This window comes from Marinobacter denitrificans, from assembly GCF_008795955.1.
GTDB classification, from domain to species: domain Bacteria; phylum Pseudomonadota; class Gammaproteobacteria; order Pseudomonadales; family Oleiphilaceae; genus Marinobacter; species Marinobacter denitrificans.
This window is the reverse complement of record NZ_VMHN01000001.1, coordinates 1100057-1119913: the sequence shown is the minus strand read 5'-3', so window position 1 is coordinate 1119913 and position 19857 is coordinate 1100057. Positions and strand designations below refer to the sequence as shown.

Here is a 19857-nt window from a genome sequence, read left to right as displayed (position 1 = left end):
TTTTCAGGTCAGTTATCGGTCACCACGGATTCAAGCGGCGGCACCTCCTGATGGAGGAACCATTTCTCGGTGACGACCTTTCGGGTAAACCAGTGGGATCGCATCAGGGTGCTGGCCAGAGGCATTTTTACCCAGTCCGGTACCTGCCAACCCTGGTCTCGCGCAATTGCCCGGTTGCCGAAACGGTGTGCTATGGCTTCACCGTAAGGTTGCAGGGACTGGGCGGAATAATCTTCCCTGTCGCGGATAATATCCGCTGCTATCAGGGCTGACTCAATAGCCGGGCGGATGCCTTCGCCGCTCTGGGTGTAGGCCAGGCCAGCGGAATCTCCGATCAGTAACAGGCCGTCGTCTGCCAGGGGTCTTTCTGCATGGGCGTACAACAGATAGGCATGGCCCTTGAACCTGCCGGGCAAATCAGCCGGTATACGGCCTTCTGTTTTCATTTCGTCCACAAAGGCATTCAGGTGTTCGCTGAGCTTGTGGTTATCCTCCCTTCCAAGACCGATGTTGAGAAAGTTCCCTTTACGGAACACCCAGGCGTAGCCCTTCAGATCGCGGCAGAACCAGAGTTCGGGAGTGTCGCCACGGGCTTCGCAAACCTCCGCTTGAGCCGGTGTCATTTCGAATTCCACTTCTTTGGCGGCCACCACAGTCTCATGGCTGCCTGGCCCATCGCCAAGCAACTTTGCGACAGGGCAAAAATGGCCTCCGGCGCCCACAATCAGCGGTGCCTCCCAGGTATCGTTAACCACCCAGTTGCCGTCGCTGCGCACGATGGACTTGACCGGCGTGTTCAGCTGTTTCGGCGCCGTAACCCGGTCCAGCAGATAGGCGTCGAACTCACAACGGCGGATACCGTAGCTGACAACATCATCATGGTCATTGACCACAGCGGGCTGCCCCATCATACCGATGCGGAATTTTCGTATGGGTTGAAGGGTGTGCCGGGCTCCATAGGCGGCGATATCAATGTCGAGACTTTTCATGACTGCCGGTGTAACCCAGCCGGCACAGGTTTTGTCCCGGGGGAAATCCTGTTTATCGATAACCAGGACTCTCTTGCCGCTGTCCCTGAGTGCATAGGCCAGTGTTGATCCGGCAGGCCCGGCGCCGACGATGATCAGGTCATAATACTCCATTACCGGGCCTCCGGAGCGGCAGGGAAAGTGTAGAGGTCTTGTCGGGTTCGGGGGAGTTCGTTGTTCTCGCCGTGGGTGAAGACCACCTGAAACAGCTGCAGGGCGCCCGCCCGGAAAGCGGCAATGGAGCCAGCCAGGTACATTTCCCAGGCCCTGGCAAAATGTTCGTCGTACATGTCCGTTACCTTACCCCTGCTGTTCCGGAAACGCTCCATCCAGTGAGTCAGAGTCTGGGCGTAGTGCAGCCGCAGGTTCTCGACATCCAGTACCGAGAAGCCGCCACCCTCACAGATTTCCATGAATTCGGAGATACTGGGTGGGTATGCGCCCGGAAAAATACGCTTCTCGATCCAGGCGTTCATCAACATGGGCCGATTGCGGCCAATACTGTGCAGCAATGCCATGCCGCCCGGCTTGAGAGAGCGGCGGATGAGTGCCGAAAGCGCCTGATAGTTTTCTTTGCCCACATGCTCCAGCATGCCAATAGAGACGAAGGCATCGTATTGGCCACTGATATTGCGGTAGTCGTCCTCGACGTAGTCGATCAGGTGGTCCAACTGCTGGCGCTCCGCTTCTTCCCGGGCATAAGCCAGCTGTTCCGTCGAGATATTGTAGGAGTGTACTTTCACGCCATAATTGCGGGCCATATAGCGGGCCAGGCCGCCCCATCCGCAGCCGGCTTCGACCACTGTCATACCCGGTTTCAGACGTAACTTGCGGCATACGTGTTCCAGTTTCGCCAGTTGAGCCTGTTCCAGTGTCAGGTCCTGGCTTTCATAGTAAGCGCAGGTGTACTGCATCTCTGCCTCGTCCAGCCAGAGGCGGTAGAACTCGTTGCCGAGGTCATAGTGGTGGTGAATATTCTCCTTGGCCTCAGAAACACCCGTTGAGCGAGGGCTGTGATTGCGCCACAGCGCTTCCAGCCACTTGGGCCATTGCTCTCTGGCCTGATGAACAGCGCGGTATAGCGCTTCCATCAAGTCCGGCAGATCGCCGTCCACCTGCAGCCTTCCGGCAGCGTAGAGGTCGCCGAAGGCGAGGTTCGGGTTTGTAACCAGGGCAAATAAAGCTTTGGGGTCGGCCAGCCTCAGGGTGAAGCGCGCCTGTCCCTTCTCGGGCTCAATGAGTTCATCATTCCATAACTGAAACCGCACCGGGGGAGAGCCAGCCATGCTCATCAGCTTGGCCACCAGCCAGCGCTCATAGCTGTGGGGCTCTCTGTCTGCCTGCTGGCCTTCCAGCGGCAGCGTCAGCACATGCGGCTTATGTTCATGCCGGTCGTCAGTGGCCTCGGTCGCTTTCCGCGCGGTGCTTTCATTCATGAATCCTTGCCTCCCTTTTATAGCTGGTTAATCACGGACTGAGTTCGACATTGTTGCAGCCGACAGTGATTCAGCATCAGGGCGTGTCCCGATATCACAGCTGAGATTCGCCTATTCCCATTCAGTATAGAAAACAAGCGCTGTTTGTCATATCCAGGGAAAATTGAAGGCGGCTATGGGGCCAATAGGGGAGGGTAAAATGACGATGTACCGGGGCCGGATGGCCCCGGTACTACTATTGCTGTCAGTAGGATGAACTCATGCCAAACCATTCGGGGAATATGACAATGAGGGCCAGAACCAGTATCTGCATCAGTATAAAAGGTAAGACCCCTTTATATATGTCGGTGGTTTGCACCGTGGGTGGTGACACCCCTTTAAGATAGAACAGACTGAACCCGAACGGGGGGGTCAGGAAGCTGGTCTGCAGGTTCATGGCGATCAGGATGGCAAACCAGAGCATGTTGATACCGAGTGCTTCCGCCACCGGCGCCAGAATGGGCACGATGATGAAGGAAATTTCCACAAAGTCGATGAAAAAGCCCAACACCAGGATGACCAGCATGGCGAGGATGATGAACCCCCACTTTTCACCGGGAAGCGCAAGCATCCACTCTTCCAGCAGGTAGTCGCCACCGGTGTAGCTGAACACCATCGAGAATGCCGTTGCACCAATGAGGATGGCAAACACCATGGCGGTGACCTTGACCGTATCCTTGGAAGCGTCCCAGACCATCTGGAAGGAAAACTGGCGGTAGATGAGCGCCAGAACCACGGCGCCCACGCCACCGAGGGCTGACGACTCCGTGGGGGTGGCGATGCCGGCGAAGATGGAACCCAGTACAACCACAATCAGCGCCAGCGGCGGGATGATGGCAAGCAGTGCCGCCTGAATCTCCTTCCCACGTGACAGGCCGCTGTCATCCGGCATTGGCGGGGCAGTTTCCGGCTTGAAACGGGTGAGAACAAGAATGTAAACGACATATAGCCCGATAAGAACGACGCCGGGAATCACAGCTGCCTTGAACAGGTCCCCAACCGGTAACCCCAGCACATCACCGAGGATAATCAGTATGATGGACGGTGGAACGATCTGGCCCAGGGTACCGGCACCGCAGATTGTGCCTGTGGCCAGCCGCTTGTCGTAACCGTGGGCCAGCATGACGGGCAACGAGATCAGGCCCATGGCAACCACGCTGGCGCCCACCACGCCGGTAGAGGCCGCAAGCAGCGCGCCAACCAGAATGGTGGAAATGGCCAGGCCTCCGGGCAGCCCGCCAAACAGGCGCCCCATCGACGTCAGTAACTGCGCTGCCAGTTTGGTGCGTTGGAGAACAACGCCCATGAAAATAAACAGTGGAACGGCCATAAGCGTGGTGTTCTGCATGACGCTCATGATGCGGTAGGGCATGAACGCGAAAAGATCCATGCCTTCTGCAAAGACTCCGAAGAACAGCGCCACACCACCAAATGTAAAGGCAACCGGGAAGCCCACCATCAGCATCAGCAGGGCAACGCCAAACATAATCATGCCAATCATGCCAGACCCTCCGCGCCGTGTTTCGCTTCGTAGGTTTTTTCACCTGACATGACCCGTAGGGCGTGTGTTGCCATATTGAGCCCGGCAATGGCGGTAAATACCGCAGAAACAGGAATCACGCTCTTGATGATCCAGCGATGAGGCAGGCCCCCCGGATCGCCGCTGCCTTCGCCCATACGGTAGGACTCGATGGCGAATTCGTAGCCATAATTCCAGATCAGATATGAGAAAGGTATGACGAAAATGATCGCCCCGACGAGGTTGATCCATGCCTTGGTCTTGTCGCTCCAGCGGGCGTAAAAAACGTCAACCCGAACATGTCCGTCGGTACGAAGGGCATAGGGAATACCAAGCAGAAAGACCACCGAGTACAGGTGCCACTCCATTTCCTGCATGCCGATCGAAACATCGTTAAAAACATAACGGGCAACCACATCGAAAAACACATTGCCCGCCATCAGTATCATTGCGGCACAAGCCACCCAGCCGCAGAACGTGGACAGGTAGGCCAGGCCCTCGTCCAGCTTGATAATCCAACGCATTGATTGTCCTTTGCCGGCTAAACCAGCGATTTTCATTTGCTATAAACGACAAAAACCGGGACCACCTCTAGAGCGATCCCGGCTCCGTTACAGCCGATATGTTACTCGACTTCATCCATCGTGTTGAGGTAGGCGCGCTCTGAAATGTTCGTATAGGCGCGACTCTTCTCCAGGTATTCCTCCTGGGACTTCACGATGCGTGCCGCCTGCTCGTTCTCGTTGGCTGCCTCATCAAGAAGTTTCTCGTTGGCTTTGTACATGGCCTGGAAGATGTCCTGCGGGAACTGCTTGATCTGCACGTTCGGATATTCTTCCTTGATGTTGGCCCAGGCCTCGGCGTTGGCGTGCTGGGAATGAACCAGCATGTCGTAGGAGGCAGTACGCATGGCTATGCGCATGATTTCCTGCAGGTCGGCGGGAAGCTTCTCCCACACCTTCTTGTTAACCAGGAACTGCAGCTCTGTGGCAGGCTCATGCCAACCGGTGTAGTAGTAATCAGCAATCTGCTGGAAGCCGAGGCGCAGGTCCAGCGCAGGGCCTACCCATTCAACCGCATCAATGGTATTACGCTCCAGAGCCGTGTACAGCTCGCCCGGGGCGATGTTGGTCGGGTTAACGCCGACTTCCGCGAAGACTTCACCCGCGAAGCCCGGGATACGCATTTTCAGGCCATCCAGGTCATCCAGAGACTTGATTTCTTTACGGAACCAGCCGCCCATCTGCACGCCGGTGTTGCCACCAGGGAAGGACAGCATGTTGTGGGGCTCATACACTTCCTGCATCAGCTCCATGCCACCGCCGTGGTAAAACCAGGCGTATTGTTCCATGGCGTTCATGCCGAAAGGCATGCTGGTGAAAAACAGTGTGTTGGGTACTTTGCCTTTCCAGTAGTAGGAGGCGGAGTGCCCCATGTCGTACTGACCGGCCTTTACCATGTCAAACACACCCAGTGGGGCCTTGTGTTTGTTGGCGGAATCAATGCGGACCTTGAGCCGGCCGTCGGACATTTTCTCGACGCGCTCGGCAAAGTTTTTGGTGGTGTCACCGAAAATTGGAAAGTTCGGGCCCCAAGTCTCAGCCAGGCGGAGGGTGAAAGTATCTTGAGCGAGCGCCTGTGTGGCAGCAAGGGTAGTTGCTACAGCCAGCACAGCTGCGGATAGAACAGAACGGATCTTCATTGCTCTTCTAGCCTCTTTTGTCATTGTTGTATTGAGAGCCTCTCCCGTTATCGGGATGAGTAACCCTTTACTCTAGTTCAAGTTAGCAATAAACGTTCAGAAACGGAACGAAAAACCGGTGTCTCTACGACATAGGTCTTACCTATTCAGAACAATCCAATCTGTTCACCAGCCGGACGTCTGAACAGATCCCTCCTGAGTGGCTCGGCGTCATGAAGGTTCAGGCCAAGTTGTCTGGCGCGTTTTGCAAAGCGCTGGCGGACCAGATCCGCATAGGGGCCCGTCCCAGTCATCCGGCGACCAAATCCGGAATCGTAACTTTTGCCGCCGCGCAAATCACGAATGCGGTTCATGACGTGGCTGGCGCGGTCTGGAAAATGTCGTTGTAACCAATCCTGAAACAGCTCGTCCAGTTCCAGGGGCAGGCGCAGCATGATCCAGCTTGCCCGTTCCGCCCCAGCCTCGGCTGCTGCCCCAAGAATACTCTCGATTTCATGATCGTTGACGAACGGAATAACGGGCCCAAGGATGATGCCCGTTGGTACGCCGGCAGCAGCCAGTTCACGGATGATCTTGAGGCGAGTGGCTGGCGCTGCCGTCCGTGGCTCCATCTGACGTTTCAGGGTGTTGTCCAGGGTGGTCAGACTCACCCGCACGGAGCACAGGCCCTGGCTCGCGAGTTCCGATAACAGGTCCAGGTCACGGAGGACAAGCGCGCCCTTGGTGATAATCGATACCGGATGGCGGTACTCCGCGAGTACCTCAAGGATGGCGCGTGTGATCTTGCGATGTTTTTCAATTGGCTGGTAGGCATCCGTGTTTACGCCCAGAGCGATGGGGGAGACCTTGTAACCGGGTTTGTCGAGCTCCCGGCGAAGTTGCTCAGCGGCGTTGGGCTTGGCAATCAGCCGGGTTTCAAAGTCCAGCCCCGGAGACATGTCCCAATAGGCGTGAGTAGGCCTGGCAAAGCAGTAAATACAGGCATGCTCGCAACCCCTGTAGGGGTTTATGGACTGGTCAAATGGTATATCCGGGGACTGGTTCCGGCTGATTATCGAGCGTACCTGTTCGTCAGTGACTTCGGTCGCCATGGAGTCAGGACAGGTTTCGTCAGCCGGGTCCTGATACCAGCCATCGTCCCATTCGCGGTCAGTTACGATGGGCTGGAAGCGGTTCTTCGGGTTCAGCGGTGTTGCGCGAGTCTTCATGGTAAATCCGGAGTACTGTTTATATATACAGTACTCTGCATGCTGCGCAATTTCCAGTTTTCGTTACGTCATGACGTCAGAGGTCATTCATCCTTCCAATCTGACTGGCCAGCCTCATGGCTTCGTGTTCTTCCATCGCGTGCATGGATTCAACCAGTTCTTTCGCCTCCGGGATTTCTGCCTTGCCTGCCAGGCTGTCATAAAGGTCGATCAGCTGGTCATGGAATGCGAATACTTCCCGCTCAATGCCGTCAAAGTCGAGGTTGGCGTAATGGCCATCGCAGTTCTGGTGGGCCTTGATGCGTTTGTGCTCGTTGTTCAGGTAATCGTAGACCCGTGTTTTCAGCGCCTTGGGGTCGGCCTGCTTTTCGAATTCGGCGGTAATGCGCGCCAGTTCGGATTCGTGGCCAGCGAGGTAGGTCAAGAGCGCCTGAGCACGTTCGTTCGGGTTTTTGGTGGCGCACTCCGACAGGCATTGCGAAAGATTGGTATGGAGCTCGCGGGCCCACATAATCAGGTCTTCGAAGGTTCTTATTTCCATTGCGGGACTCCTGCTTGTCAGATAATCAGATGGATATGCGCTGGCTACAGTCTAGCCCAGGTTGTCGGTGTTGGCGCACTGGCTCATGGCAGAGTGCGAACCGGCAGCGGGGCTGGCCGGACAGACGCCTGTTTGCGAATGCTGCGGAACCAGGCCAGCGCCGGTTTTTCGACGGCGTAGTGGATGAGACAGGCAAGAGCCAGAGACACGCTGAGCGCCAACGCGACGCCAGCCCACCCGGGAATTCCGGCACTGTAACTCCAGCCGATAACGCCATATCCGATGTTCTGGTGCACCAGGTACAACGCATAGGACAAGCTGCCCAGCCATAGCAGGGGTCTGTTGGCCAGTATATTGAGATAGCCTGCCACCGCCAGCGCAAATACCCCATAGCAACCGAGCACGAACAGGCTGAAAGGCGGTTTATAGGCGAGCAGGGAGTGACCCACCGCCAGTGCCAGCAGAATAAGCTCGCCTTTCGCCGGACGACCGTATCGATGCCAGCGGTAGATCAACATGCCGCTGATAAACAGCGGAGCATACTTTACAAACAACAGCTCCTTGACCAGAAACTCGATAGCGTCCGGAATGGCGTGCCACCAGATCACGCCAGCGTAGCTGACGAGTACCCAGACCGACAATGCAAGACGAATACGGCGCCAATCCTTCAGCCCGTAGAAAAGCAACGCAATCCAGCAGTAGAAAGTGGCCTCGACCACAAGGCTCCAGTAAGCCCCGTCCACATGGGGAAATTCCAGGTATTCGTGAAGCAGGGTGGCATTCAGTAGCGCACTGCCCAGACTGACGGGGCGATCCTCCGGCCCCATCATGTGGACGGCAATAAAGGTCATGGCGATGCCTGCCCACAGGGCGGGCATCAAGCGGAACGCCCGGGCCAGCCCAAACCAGCCCGCGGTGCGGGTTCGTTCAAGCGTCATGAAAATTACGAATCCGCTGAGGATGAAAAACAGGTGTACACCATAGCGACCAAAATCCAGACCGGACCAGGCTGTGAATGTGTGACCGTAGAGTTCATCGTAATAGGGCAGGTAGTGAAACAGTACAACGCCGAGGGCTGCAATGCCCCGAAGTGCGTCCAGTGCCGACAGCCGTGGTGAGGATTCAGCCATAATCACGATTCCTTATGATTTCAGGCTATAGTAGCCTGCCTCGTGGTGTTACATAACCGGCCAGTTATACGGTTGCCTTGCTGGCGACTTAAAATGCGTTAACCTGCCCGCAACTGCTGCAGGGTGATGGAAGGTGCCGGAAGGTGCAGGGGTGGGGGAGAAGTGCTGGAGAGAACCATGAGTGTTGAGCTTGGAATTATTGAGGGGTTCTACGGGCCATTGTGGAGCTGGCAGGAACGGAAACAGCTTGTTCATGCGCTGGAACCCCACGGTTACCGATTTTACCTCTATGCACCCAAGGCCGATGCGTTCCTGCGCCGGCGGTGGCACGAGCCCTTCCCGCAGGAAGCCGCGGTAGAAATGGCCGATTTCTCCCGTTTCTGTCGCAAGCATGGCGTTCGGTTCGGTGTCGGCCTGAGCCCGTTCGAGGTATTCAATGATTTCAACGACGCGGCCAAAGAGGCGCTGGCCGCGAAGCTGGCATTGCTGGATGACATCCGTGTTCAGGAGCTGGCCCTTCTGTTTGACGACATGCGTAGCGATACGCCGGAGCTGGCTGCTCGCCAGGCGGATATTGTTCATTGGGTGGCAGAGCGGAGCGGTGCCGAACAATTGACCGTCTGTCCGAGCTATTATTCCGACGACCCGGTGCTCGATCGGGTGTTTGGTGACCGCCCGGCGTACTATCTCGAGGATCTGGGCAACGCACTGGATCCGTCGGTGCGGGTATTGTGGACCGGCGAGGAAGTCTGTTCCCGGGAAATATCCCCCGGCCATCTCCAGCGCGTGTCTGAGTCGCTGGGGCGCAAGCCGGTGCTGTGGGACAACTACCCGGTGAACGATGGCGACCGGATGTCCCGCCACCTGCATCTGCGCGCATTCACCGGAAGGCCGGCGGCCAACAAAGAGTATCTTGCGGGCCATGCTATCAATCCCGCGTTGCAGCCAACGCTGACCACCATCCCCGCCATCACTCTTGCGCAAAGCTATAAGCAGGGCCCGGGATATCAGTATGGCCAGGCGTTCCTGAGGGCCGCTGAAGAGGTGCTGGGTAAGGAACTTGCGCAGCAGATAACGGCGGACCTCCTCGTGTTGCAGGACGCGGGGCTTTCCAGAATCAGTAGTGAGCGCCGCCAGGCCATGACCGAGACCTACTCTCGCTTTGACCACCCGGCAGCCAGGGAAATCCTGCGTTGGCTGGCCGGGGAGTATCAGGTCACGGATGAAATGGTACAGACACAATGATCCGGAATGGTCATTTCAGGTAGTACTCAACGGTAGTCACCACCCGGACTGTCTTGACCGGTTGCTGGCCTTCGCTCACACCTGGTGCCTGATCACGCGCCAGAATCTGAAACACACCCTGGTTTGCGCGGCGTAAGTCTCCCAGTTCGGTTTTTGCGTCCCTGGCAAATTGCGCGGCGGCCTCTCGGGCGGCGGCAGTTGCCTCGGCAATCATCTCCGGTTTGATGTCGTTCAGCCTGTTGAACAGGTAAGTGGGCCCGCCGGGGCCGTAATCGGATGACAGAATAACGCCGGAGTCCACCAGTTCACTGACGGACTGCGCGGCCTGGCGGATACGATCAATGTTGTCACTGCGCACCATCAGGGTCTGGTTGATGATGAATTTCTGATCGTTGCCGCCGTTCTGGTAAGGGTTGGCACGGGTATCCGTCACATCCAGGCGCTGCAATTCTACCGCTGTGGTATCAATGGCCTGCAGTTCGAGAAACGCCATGATGCTTTCGCGGCTCTTGCTTGCTTGCTCCCGGGCCTCATCCAGGCTGTCGCCCGTGGCCACGAAGCGCAGGGGCCAGAGCGCCAGGTCCGCTTGCACCTCCCGTTCTGCAACGCCCTTTACGGTCACAAAACGGTCGCCAGTACGCAGCCCTGTCAGGCCATCGGCAATGAGCGAGGCGGAGATGATGGCAGCAATCGCCAGAATCAGGGTGGGCAGGAATTTCATGACGGCATCCTTGTGTGTGGAGCGGGCAGACAAGATCGCCGTAAATGCCGGGGGCGTCAAGCACCCCCGCGCACGAGAGGTTCAGGTTGTCGTAGCCACCTCAGCCTTCCCGGTCTTGAGCATGGCATAGCCAAACCCGATTACCAGCGATCCGATGGCAATAGCCGCCACGTATGGCAGTACCGTGCTCACGGCGTTCGGGATGGCGAGCACAAACAGACCGCCGTGGGGTGCCATCAGCTTCACGGCGAACAGCATCGACAGCGCGCCGGTGATGGCGCCGCCCACCATGCACACTGGAATCACCCGCAGCGGGTCCTTGGCCATAAAGGGTATTGCACCTTCGGAGATGAAGCACAGCCCAAGTATGAAGGAGGCCCGCCCGGCTTGTCGCTCGGCCTCGGCAAATTTGGCCCGGGCCACAAAGCTGGCTACTCCCATGCCGATGGCCGGCACCATGCCGGCGGCCATTATTGCTGCCATGGGCGCTGAGCCCCCGCTGCCTTCCGACAGCAGGCCCACCCCGAACGTGTAGGCAGCCTTGTTCACCGGCCCGCCGAGGTCGAAGCACATCATCGCACCCAGTATGCCGCCCAGGAGGATGGCGTTGGTGGTGCCCATACCTTCAAGGAAGCCGGTCAGTGCGACCATCAGGGCCGCTGCAGGTTCACCAATCACGTAGATCATGCCCAGGCCAGTCACCAGGCTGGCCAGAAGCGGAATGATCAGGATGGGTTTGAGGGACTCGATGCTCTCGGGCATGGGCAGCTTCTGGCTGATGAAACGGGCCACATAGCCGGCCAGGAAACCGGCGATGATGCCTCCCAGGAAGCCGGCCCCGAGAGTTCCAGCGAGGTAGCCGCCAATCATGCCAGGCGCAAGACCCGGACGGTCGGCGATGGACCAGGCGATATAGCCCGCCAGAAGCGGGATCATCAGCTGGAAGGCAGTGCCACCACCAATCTGCATCAACGCCGCGGCGAGTGTCCCTTCCTCTTCGAAGGCATCAATGCCGAAGACGAACGACAGGGCGATCAGCAGGCCGCCTGCCACCACCATAGGCAGCATGAAGGAAACACCGGTCAACAGGTGCTTGTAGGGGCCGCGTTTCTCACCGCCGGCAGATTCCTTTTTCTTCTGACCTTCCTCAACTACGGCATTGGCAATGGCGTCTTCAATGGTGGCGCCAGGCTTCTTAAGGGCGTTGCCGGTGGAGGTGCGCCACAGCGGTTTGCCGGCAAAGCGGCTGGGGTCCACTTCGATATCGCAGGCCAGTATCACCACATCCGCAGCCTCGATTTCCTCAGCGGTGAGCGGATCCTGGGCGCCCACCGAGCCCTGGGTTTCCACGCGTATCTGGTGGCCTGCAGCCATGGCAGCGCCAGTCAGGGCCTCTGCTGCCATAAAGGTGTGGGCAACACCGGTGGGGCAGGCGGTCACCGCGACAATACGCTTGCCAGCGGAACCCGGGGCGGGAGCTTCAATCGGTTGGGGTTCCAGGAGCTGGTAGGGCTCCGCCTGTTGTTCGGCCTGATCCAGCACTCCTGCCGGGTCGGGCAGGGCGGCTGTCACCGGAATCTGATAAACACGTTTGCCAATGTAGGCGCTCAGGTCCGTTGGCGTGCCGGTGGCGGCGATCACCAGATCAGCGTTGGCGATAACCTCATCAGACAAGGTGGATGTCGGTTGCTGTGAATTGCGGATGTCGGTAGTGGCTTGCCAGCCTTTGTTGTGAGCCGCTCGCTCCAAAGCCCGGGCCGCCAGGAAGCTGGTGGCAACGCCCTGGGGGCAGGCGGTGACGATGATCAATTTCATAAGGGCATATCCCCATTGTTGTTGTGCCCGGGCCAGGGGGTGACGCGGGTTTGCTGTACGAGACCGGAGAAATCGTTGGCCTGCGGGTTGCCAACACCTGCATGGCGCACGCATTCCGCGGAAAGCGCGGTGGCCATGGAGAGAACCTGTTCAGGAGGATGCTTTTCGAGCAGGCCGTGGATCATGCCGGCGAGCAGGGTATCGCCGGCACAGACCGTGCTGATAACCGTAACCTCAGGCGGTAAGCTCTGCCAGGTGCCCTGAGGCGACAGCCAAAGCACGCCCTTCTCGCCCATGGAGACCACGACGTTGGCAATACCGTGATCCTGAAGCAAACGGGCGGCCTCCATGATGGCTTCAAGGGTGTCCAGTGGCTCACCGACCCATTCGGCCAGTTCATCCACATTGGGCTTGATGCCATCTGGCAAGGCCAGGAGCCCGGCTTTCAGAGCCGGGCCGCTGGTATCCAGCCAGACCGGAACCTTGGCTGCCCGGGCCAGGGTGACCAGCTCCGTGAGGTCGTCGGGCACAAAGCCGCCGGGCAGGCTGCCCGCAATGATGACAGCGTCGTATTCGCCCACCAGGCCACCAAGACGGGAGGTCAGATGATCGAGCGCATCAGGCGGAGCAACGATGCCCATACCATTCAGATCTGTCATCCGACCGCCATCTTCTGCGATCTTTACATTGATACGGTTATGGCCAGGCACACGGATAAAACGGTCTTCAAGACGCTCTGAGGCGAAAAGATGTTCGAAGGGTGCCGCGTTGAATTCACCCAGTAAGCCGGACAGGGTCACGATGTGGCCAAGGCGGGACAGCACGCGGCCCAGATTGATGCCTTTGCCGGCGGCATCCAGCCGTGAGGTGCGGGTACGGTTCACACTGCCCAGATGTACCCTGGCGGTTTCGACGTTCAGATCCAGCGCAGGATTCAGTGTGATGGTAAGCACGCGGGCCATTACAAAGCCTCCAGGGCGTCTCGCACCTCGGCTGCGGTGGCTTTGCCCAGTGCCAGTTTCGCCTGTTCCCGCGCCTGTTCCCGGCTCAACCCGCGAATACACGCCTTCACCAGCGGCACTCGCCGGCTGGTGACCGACAGCTCGTCCACATCCAGGCCAAGCAGTACCGGAATGGCCTGTGGGTCCGAAGCCAGTTCGCCACAGACACCTACCCAGCGTTGGTGGGCGTGGGCGGCTTCCACCGTCATGCGGATCAGTCGCAGTACCGAGGGATGCAGGCCATCGGATTGCGCTGAGAGCTGACCGTGGCCGCGATCGATGGCCAGGGTGTACTGGGTCAGGTCGTTGGTGCCCACGGAAAAGAAGTCTACTTCCGGCGCCAGGGTGTGGGCCAGCAGGGCACAGGAAGGAATCTCGATCATCACGCCCACCTGCAGGCCCTGGCAGGGGATCTCGGCACGGACCCGCTCGACGATGGCCTTGGCCGCGCGGAACTCCTCCAGATCCTTGACCATGGGAAACATGATTCGCAGCGGGCGGTTATCGGCGGCAGTCAGCAGGGCGCGTATCTGGGTTTCCAGGATTTCCGGTCGGGTCAGTGACAGGCGAATGCCCCGCAGGCCCAGGAAAGGGTTGTCCTCGTGGGGCAGGGGCCAGTAATCCAGCGGCTTGTCACCACCCACATCAAGTGTGCGCGCCACCAGTGGCAGGCCGTTGAGGGCACCGAAAGCGTGACGGTATTCCTTCACCTGGGTGTCCAGGTCAGGTGCTTCCGGATGTTCCATGAAAATGAACTCGGTGCGCAGCAGGCCAATACCATCGGCGCCCCGATCCACCGCATCCGGGGTGTGAGCGGTATTGCCCAGGTTGGCACAAACGTCGATGGTGTGGCCATCGGTGGTGGTAGCGGGCTCGTTCCGGCATTCGTGAGCCTGTGCCTGCAGGCGGGCGAGCTGATCCAGGCGGCGGTTGATCCGTTCACGGCGCTCGCGGCCGGGATTGGGCACCAGACACCCACGCTCGCCGTCAACCACAAGGTCGGTGCCATTGGTGATGGTCAGGATGCGAGTGCCGGCGCCGACTACCGCTGGCAGGCCCAATGCGCGGGCCAGGATTGCACTGTGGGAGGTGGCACCGCCACGGGCCGTAACCAGACCGCGAACCCGCTGGGTATCCAGCCTGGCCACATCGGAGGGGCCAAGGTCGTCTGCCACCAGCACATAAGGCTCGTCCGGCGGCGTGGGCATGGCAACACCGCAGAGATTTGCCAGTACGCGACGGCCGACATCCCGCAGGTCCGCTGCGCGTTCTGCAAGCAGCCGGTCGGCCAGCGCTTCCTGGGCCCGAACCGCGGTGTCAATGGCCTGCCACCAGCCGGCCTCGGCGGAGGCGCCTTCGTTGATGGCTTCCAGGGCAGCCTGATAAAGGTCGTCATCCTGCAGCATTTCCACGTGCACCGACAGGATCGGCGCCACTTCCCCGCCTTCGGCCTGGCGAATCAACGTACGCAGTTGTCCATCGGCTTCGTCGATAGCGCGGCCGAGGCGAGTGATCTGTTCATCAGCATTGCTGGCGCGTGCGGGATAATCCAGGGTGGGCTGGCGCATCACAAAGGCAGGGGCCAGGGCGAGTCCCGGTGAGGCTGCCACGGCTCTCAGGGCCTCGTCATCCTCCAGCGGTTGCGGAATTGGTTCTGATGGCTGCGGCTGGCTTTCCTGGTGCCGCAGTGGGGATACTGTCTCACCAAGCCCATCGGTCACAGCCTGACAAACGGCTTTTACGGCCTGTTCTGCTTCATCCCCGGTGGCAGAGATCACCAGGGTCTGACCACGGCGTGCGCCGAGGCCGATAATGCGCGTGAGGCTGGTGGCGGAAACGGAATTGCCGTCGCCTTCTTCCAGGCGGATGCGGATATCGGCGTTGTGCAGCCGGGCTTCCTGGACCAGTTGTTTGGCGGGCCGGGCGTGAAGGCCGTGAATGTTCAGGAGCCTGACCCGCTCACTGACGGCATTGGCCTGCTCGCCGGAAAGCCTCGAGAGAACGGCATCGACGGAATGGTTTTCCAGAGGTGTGTTCTGGGCCAGGAAGTTATCAATACGCTCCAGTAATTCGCGGCAATCGTCGCCCTGACCAGCCAGGCAGAAAACGCCAGCAAGTTCGTTGGTGGCTTCCTTTGGCGTTGCCAGTGCCAGTGCCGGGCGGTGGCTGCCGATGCTGTGATGTACCAGCCAGAAACCCTGGCCCAGACCCACCGGTGGCTGGCTGACGATCTCTTTCATGAAGGCAGCGTCTACGCAGCCAAGGCCCTGGAGCCGGGCGGCGGCACTCATGGCAAGTTCGCTGGTGGCGTGGGTGTTCACACCCAGGCACAGAGTCTGAGCGTCGCATTTCGGTACCACCGGCTCCCGGGACAACAGGGCTGCCAGAGCGGCGGGGTCGTCGGCTTCAGCCAGCTTCCGGGAAAGGCCCGGTTTGTCCAGCACGCGGGTCAGGTGGCGCAATATGTCCAGATGTTCGTCAGACTGGGCTGCGATGGCGACCAGCACATACACGGTGGCGTTGTCGTGCCAGGTGATCCCGGCGGGAAACTGCAGCACCCGGATTCCGGTACTGGTGACCGCGTCGCGGCTTTCCGGAGTGCCATGGGGAATGGCGATGCCGTTGCCAAGCACCGTTGAAGACTGTTGCTCCCTTGCCAGCATGCCGGCATGGTAGTCGGGCGTGGTGCGGCCTGTATCCTGCAGGTCCAGGCTTGCCTGTTTCAGGGCATCCTGCCAGTCGGTTGCCGTGCAACCCAGGCGGATATCGTTGGCTGTGAGCGTCAGCATGGGGGTTAGCCTCGCCTTGTTGTTGTGGTGTAGTGCTGGCATGGGCACTCGATGTCTGCCATTGCCAGTAAAATCCGGGTTGCTGAATCGTGTCAGCAACCATAAAATGAATCATGAAACAGATCTGATCAGAAATCAAGCAATCTGTGACCAGGAGGAAATGGCCCCATGACACTTGCAGAACTTGCCCGCCTGGCCGGGGTATCCCGTACCACGGCCAGCTATGTCATCAATGGCCAGGGGCCGGCCCGCCGAATCAAACAGCAGACCATCGACAAGGTGCTGGAGGTGGCGCGGGATAATCATTTCCAGATTGATACCCAGGCTGCTGCCCTTCGTGGTGGCGCAAGTCGTACCCTCGGTTTTATCCTGCCGGACCTGGAGAACGCCAGTTATGCCCGCCTCGCAAAGCTTCTGGAGCAGGGCGCCCGCGCCCGGGGGTACCAGTTGTTGATCGCCGGCTCGGGAGACGATCCGGATACCGAAAAAGAGCTGGCTCGTGCCCTGAAAGCCAGGCGGTGCGATGCGTTGATCGTCGCCAGCGCCCTGGCCCCGGATGATCCTTTCTATCAGCAGCTGCAAGAGGATGACTTGCCGGTGATTGCGGTGGACCGGGCCCAGTCGCCCGGTGTGATCAGTTGCATTGTCAGCGACAACCGCAAGGGCGCCTCTGTGCTGACCCGTTCCGTGCTGGAGCCAGGGACCGGAACGGTGGTCTGGCTGGATGCCGTGCCAGCTCTGGCGATGACCCGTGAGCGCCGCGAGGGCTTTGAGGACGTGGCGCGAAACCGCAGTGGAACGTGGTCGGTCTACAGCGGCGATCACTACGACCGGGCCTCCGGCGCCGGACTGATGCGGCAGGTGCTGTCAGAACAAGGCTTGCCGGATGCGCTGATTACCGCCTCTTATACATTGTTGCAGGGGGTCCTCGACGTTCTTCTGGAACAGCCGGGCGGCTTGCCGGAGTCGCTTCGAATGGCTACCTTCGGAGATGACCGGTTGCTGGATTTTCTGCCGGTCAAGGTTCACTCGTTACCACAAAAACATGAGGCCATTGCCGAAGCGACGCTGGACCGGGCGCTGGCCGCGATCTCGGGCCACAACGAGCCGGAAACGATCGTTATCAACCGGTCACTCAAGCGGCGCCGTTGAGGTAATGGCTGGGGAGACTCCCATGGCAGAGATTGAACTGAACGGAAAAACCGTAGAATGCGTACGCGGTGACATTACAAGTCAGGACGATATCGAGGCGGTGGTCAACGCGGCCAACGCACAACTGATGCCCGGTGGCGGTGTCGCCGGTGCACTCCATTCTGCAGCAGGCCTCGGGCTGGCGCAGGAATGTCGCTCCATGGCGCCGATACGGCCCGGCGAGGCTGTTATCTCCGGCGCCCATAACCTGCCGAACCAGTTTGTCATTCACTGCCTGGGGCCGGTGTACGGCGTTGATGAGCCCTCTGATTACTGGCTGGCAGAATGTTACCGCAATTCACTGGAGTTGGCGGACAGTAAAGGCATTGAATCTGTCGCGTTCCCGGCGCTATCAGCAGGGGCTTTTGGTTATCCGGTGGAAGGTGCGGCCGAGGTGGCCCTGGCCACGGTAAAGCAGGTCCTTCCGCAGCTGGAGAATGTAAAGCGGGTGCGTTTCGTATTGTTTAGCGTGTCTGACGAACAGGTCTTTAGTAGCTGTCTGTTATCGACCATTGAGTGATAAGCAGTTTTCCCGGCAGCACCTACACTGGAGAAGTCTTTAGCTGTCTTCCGGGAGTGCTGTCTTGTCTCGATTGCGTACCTTGTTGTTGACCACCGTCGCCATGACTGCCTTTGCCGGCAATTCACTGCTGTGCCGTGCAGCCTTGCGCGATACCGATATTGACGCTGCCACCTTTACCAGCGTGCGCCTGGTGTCCGGTGCCTTGATGCTATGGCTGTTGCTGAGTGTGCGTGGCAATCGCGCCCCGGTGAAACAGGGTTCGTGGGGTTCCGCGCTGGCCCTGTTTGCCTATGCCGCCGCTTTCTCATATGCCTATGGAGGTTTGTCCGCGGCCATGGGTGCCTTGCTGCTCTTTGGTGCGGTTCAGGCCACCATGATCTGCATTGGCATTGTGCAGGGAAACCGCCCGCATCTTTGGCAGTGGGTGGGTTTTGCGGTGGCTTTTTCCGGTCTGGTGGGGCTGTTGCTCCCCGGCCTTACCGCGCCGCCGTTGTTCAGTTCCCTGCTGATGATCAGTGCCGGTATTGCATGGGGTGTCTACTCCTTGCGGGCAAAAGGTGCCGGTGAGCCTACCGCCGTCACCACCGGTAACTTTGTCCGCGCAGTGCCCATGGCGCTGGCGTTGAGCCTCGTTATGATGGCCAGTGCCACGATTGATATGGCGGGCCTGGGCTATGCAGTTGCTTCCGGGGCGATCGCCTCTGGCATGGGGTATGCCATCTGGTACATGGCGTTACCATTGCTGCACCCAACCTCTGCAGCCACCGTTCAGCTCAGCGTGCCAGTGATAGCGGCCATTGGTGGCGTGTTGTTATTGAGTGAGCCGCTGACCCTGAGGCTGGTTATCGCGGGGGTCGCCATTCTCGGTGGCATCGCTATTGTGATTCGAGCCGGCGGGAAAAAAACCGCGTAACTGCCAGCGCCTGTACCTTCTCAGTCACAGGAAAGTTCAGCCGCGTTGCGGAATTGCTCCATGATGGCATCGCGATGGCGCTCGTTGTCCTTGTACTCTTCCGGCAGCGGTTCCAGGAAATAGAGAAAATCGCCCTTTCCCTGATGAGCTTCCAGAAGGCTGTCGAGAGTGTCAGCCGAACGCCAGAACACAGGGCTGATAACAACCACGTCGAGATCCGGGCGTTTCTGTTCCAGCACCGCGACCATACCCAGGCGATCCTCCGAATGGAAAGTACCGGTCAGGTGAATGATCTGGTGGCCGGGAAACTCCGCAAGCGCCCTGATCACCCGGTCCGCCATTGTATTATCCCGCAGTAACTGAGCCTTGTAGCTGTTTTCGAGACGTGTGCTGTTATCGGCCTGGCCGTGACCTCCACCGAGCGTGTCGAAAAACTTGCTGCGATAGTCTGCGGTGTCTGTAAATGGCGCCTCCGGCAGCTCCCGGCGCTGCCCGGCATCGAGTCCCTCAAGGTAGGTTTTACCATTGCGACCGATGCAGCGGACAAGCTCGGCAGGTGCGTTGGCGGCCACCACGGGGACGTTCCGGTTTTTCGAGAACTCGATAAGGGGGCGGTAGGAAGCCTTATAATTGGGCCAGGCACCGGTATCGGCAATCAGCTCTTCCTCACCGGACTGCCCGGCGAGATAACGGTCCAGCTCCCGCTGATCCTCCAGGGTGAACTGTTCCATGCTTAATACCTGACGGGGGCGGTGCTGGTAGAGCGCTGACTGCACCAGCAATTGCAGCAGGTGGGCGCCATGATGGCCGTGATACTCGCCAATCACCACCACATCCGCCGGTGCCAGCTCCTTTGCCAGCTGGTTGATGGAGAGCAACCTGCCGTTGTCATCGACAATGATAGAATCGTACTGGGATTGTGGCGGTACCGCGTTCGGGGTGCTGTCGGGCAATGCGGCACAACCTGCCAACAGCAGGCAGGCGAGCGTCACGAGAGTGTGCGAATATGTCGTCATAATTGCCTATACGATCACGAAACCCGGTTGGCTGTCAGCC

The 19857-nt window shown here is 59.1% G+C and carries 17 protein-coding genes; 4 read left to right on the top strand and 13 right to left on the bottom strand.

Features of this window, described 5'->3' with window-relative positions:
* Positions 1-8: 8 nt before the first annotated feature.
* The 8 genes from FO268_RS05210 to FO268_RS05175 all read right to left on the bottom strand — a co-directional run bounded on the left by FO268_RS05210 (position 9) and on the right by FO268_RS05175 (position 8603).
* Positions 9-1142, bottom strand: coding sequence for an NAD(P)/FAD-dependent oxidoreductase (locus tag FO268_RS05210; protein WP_150990436.1), 1134 nt, complete (start codon positions 1140-1142; stop codon positions 9-11).
* Positions 1142-2464: a class I SAM-dependent methyltransferase gene (locus FO268_RS05205; protein ID WP_150990434.1), complete on the bottom strand. Its 1323-nt coding sequence runs from the start codon at positions 2462-2464 to the stop codon at positions 1142-1144. The genes FO268_RS05210 and FO268_RS05205 overlap by 1 nt, the downstream gene beginning before the upstream one ends.
* A 244-nt stretch (positions 2465-2708) precedes the next feature.
* The gene (locus tag FO268_RS05200; protein ID WP_150990432.1) at positions 2709-4004 is read right to left on the bottom strand and encodes a TRAP transporter large permease; all 1296 of its coding nucleotides are present in this window, start codon (positions 4002-4004) and stop codon (positions 2709-2711) included.
* Positions 4001-4546, bottom strand: coding sequence for a TRAP transporter small permease subunit (locus FO268_RS05195; protein WP_150990431.1), 546 nt, complete (start codon positions 4544-4546; stop codon positions 4001-4003). Before FO268_RS05195 ends, FO268_RS05200 begins: the two co-directional genes overlap by 4 nt.
* A gap of 101 nt (positions 4547-4647) precedes the next feature.
* On the bottom strand, positions 4648-5724 hold the full coding sequence (locus FO268_RS05190; RefSeq protein ID WP_150990429.1) for a TRAP transporter substrate-binding protein: 1077 nt from the start codon (positions 5722-5724) through the stop codon (positions 4648-4650).
* 146 nt (positions 5725-5870) lie between these two features.
* On the bottom strand, positions 5871-6932 hold the full coding sequence (locus FO268_RS05185) for a PA0069 family radical SAM protein (RefSeq protein WP_150990427.1): 1062 nt from the start codon (positions 6930-6932) through the stop codon (positions 5871-5873).
* 76 nt (positions 6933-7008) lie between these two features.
* Positions 7009-7473 (bottom strand): ATPase, encoded by a 465-nt coding sequence (locus FO268_RS05180; RefSeq protein ID WP_150990426.1) that lies wholly within the window; start codon positions 7471-7473, stop codon positions 7009-7011.
* Positions 7474-7556: 83 nt separating this feature from the next.
* Positions 7557-8603, bottom strand: coding sequence for an acyltransferase family protein (locus tag FO268_RS05175; RefSeq protein WP_150990424.1), 1047 nt, complete (start codon positions 8601-8603; stop codon positions 7557-7559).
* Between the two features lie 177 nt (positions 8604-8780).
* On the opposite strand from FO268_RS05175, the gene FO268_RS05170 reads away from it, so the two are divergent.
* Positions 8781-9848, top strand: a complete 1068-nt coding sequence (locus tag FO268_RS05170) for a beta-N-acetylglucosaminidase domain-containing protein (RefSeq protein WP_150990422.1) — start codon at positions 8781-8783, stop codon at positions 9846-9848.
* A gap of 10 nt (positions 9849-9858) precedes the next feature.
* Here the strand turns inward: FO268_RS05170 and FO268_RS05165 are convergent, their stop codons facing one another.
* From FO268_RS05165 to ptsP, 4 genes are all read right to left on the bottom strand, one after another.
* Positions 9859-10569: an SIMPL domain-containing protein gene (locus FO268_RS05165; RefSeq protein ID WP_150990420.1), complete on the bottom strand. Its 711-nt coding sequence runs from the start codon at positions 10567-10569 to the stop codon at positions 9859-9861.
* 81 nt (positions 10570-10650) lie between these two features.
* On the bottom strand, positions 10651-12384 hold the full coding sequence (locus FO268_RS05160) for a PTS fructose-like transporter subunit IIB (RefSeq protein ID WP_150990418.1): 1734 nt from the start codon (positions 12382-12384) through the stop codon (positions 10651-10653).
* A complete protein-coding gene (gene pfkB, locus FO268_RS05155) occupies positions 12381-13346 on the bottom strand; it encodes a 1-phosphofructokinase (protein WP_150990416.1) in 966 nt (321 codons plus the stop codon). The genes FO268_RS05160 and pfkB overlap by 4 nt, the downstream gene beginning before the upstream one ends.
* A complete protein-coding gene (ptsP, locus tag FO268_RS05150) occupies positions 13346-16174 on the bottom strand; it encodes a phosphoenolpyruvate--protein phosphotransferase (RefSeq protein WP_150990414.1) in 2829 nt (942 codons plus the stop codon). The genes pfkB and ptsP overlap by 1 nt, the downstream gene beginning before the upstream one ends.
* A gap of 168 nt (positions 16175-16342) precedes the next feature.
* On the opposite strand from ptsP, the gene cra reads away from it, so the two are divergent.
* The 3 genes from cra (at position 16343) to FO268_RS05135 (ending at position 18801) form a co-directional block, all read left to right on the top strand.
* The gene (cra, locus tag FO268_RS05145; protein ID WP_150990412.1) at positions 16343-17326 is read left to right on the top strand and encodes a catabolite repressor/activator; all 984 of its coding nucleotides are present in this window, start codon (positions 16343-16345) and stop codon (positions 17324-17326) included.
* Positions 17327-17348: 22 nt separating this feature from the next.
* Positions 17349-17885, top strand: coding sequence for a macro domain-containing protein (locus FO268_RS05140; RefSeq protein ID WP_150990410.1), 537 nt, complete (start codon positions 17349-17351; stop codon positions 17883-17885).
* A 64-nt stretch (positions 17886-17949) separates the two neighbouring features.
* A complete protein-coding gene (locus FO268_RS05135) occupies positions 17950-18801 on the top strand; it encodes a DMT family transporter (RefSeq protein WP_150990408.1) in 852 nt (283 codons plus the stop codon).
* A gap of 20 nt (positions 18802-18821) precedes the next feature.
* On the opposite strand, the gene FO268_RS05130 is transcribed toward FO268_RS05135, so the two are convergent.
* Positions 18822-19817 (bottom strand): ChaN family lipoprotein, encoded by a 996-nt coding sequence (locus FO268_RS05130; protein WP_150990407.1) that lies wholly within the window; start codon positions 19815-19817, stop codon positions 18822-18824.
* Positions 19818-19857 lie beyond the last annotated feature (40 nt).

What these genes read in the sequence shown, in the direction of transcription:
- FO268_RS05180 (WP_150990426.1), bottom strand. Translation starts at nt 7,473, where the DNA reads ATGGAAATAAGAACCTTCGAAGACCTGATTATGTGGGCCCGCGAGCTC.
- FO268_RS05130 (WP_150990407.1), bottom strand. Translation starts at nt 19,817, where the DNA reads ATGACGACATATTCGCACACTCTCGTGACGCTCGCCTGCCTGCTGTTG.
- FO268_RS05160 (WP_150990418.1), bottom strand. Translation starts at nt 12,384, where the DNA reads ATGAAATTGATCATCGTCACCGCCTGCCCCCAGGGCGTTGCCACCAGC.
- cra (WP_150990412.1), top strand. Translation starts at nt 16,343, where the DNA reads ATGACACTTGCAGAACTTGCCCGCCTGGCCGGGGTATCCCGTACCACG.
- FO268_RS05210 (WP_150990436.1), bottom strand. Translation starts at nt 1,142, where the DNA reads ATGGAGTATTATGACCTGATCATCGTCGGCGCCGGGCCTGCCGGATCA.
- FO268_RS05185 (WP_150990427.1), bottom strand. Translation starts at nt 6,932, where the DNA reads ATGAAGACTCGCGCAACACCGCTGAACCCGAAGAACCGCTTCCAGCCC.
- FO268_RS05140 (WP_150990410.1), top strand. Translation starts at nt 17,349, where the DNA reads ATGGCAGAGATTGAACTGAACGGAAAAACCGTAGAATGCGTACGCGGT.
- FO268_RS05170 (WP_150990422.1), top strand. Translation starts at nt 8,781, where the DNA reads ATGAGTGTTGAGCTTGGAATTATTGAGGGGTTCTACGGGCCATTGTGG.
- FO268_RS05190 (WP_150990429.1), bottom strand. Translation starts at nt 5,724, where the DNA reads ATGAAGATCCGTTCTGTTCTATCCGCAGCTGTGCTGGCTGTAGCAACT.
- FO268_RS05205 (WP_150990434.1), bottom strand. Translation starts at nt 2,464, where the DNA reads ATGAATGAAAGCACCGCGCGGAAAGCGACCGAGGCCACTGACGACCGG.
- FO268_RS05200 (WP_150990432.1), bottom strand. Translation starts at nt 4,004, where the DNA reads ATGATTGGCATGATTATGTTTGGCGTTGCCCTGCTGATGCTGATGGTG.
- pfkB (WP_150990416.1), bottom strand. Translation starts at nt 13,346, where the DNA reads ATGGCCCGCGTGCTTACCATCACACTGAATCCTGCGCTGGATCTGAAC.
- FO268_RS05195 (WP_150990431.1), bottom strand. Translation starts at nt 4,546, where the DNA reads ATGCGTTGGATTATCAAGCTGGACGAGGGCCTGGCCTACCTGTCCACG.
- FO268_RS05175 (WP_150990424.1), bottom strand. Translation starts at nt 8,603, where the DNA reads ATGGCTGAATCCTCACCACGGCTGTCGGCACTGGACGCACTTCGGGGC.
- ptsP (WP_150990414.1), bottom strand. Translation starts at nt 16,174, where the DNA reads ATGCTGACGCTCACAGCCAACGATATCCGCCTGGGTTGCACGGCAACC.
- FO268_RS05165 (WP_150990420.1), bottom strand. Translation starts at nt 10,569, where the DNA reads ATGAAATTCCTGCCCACCCTGATTCTGGCGATTGCTGCCATCATCTCC.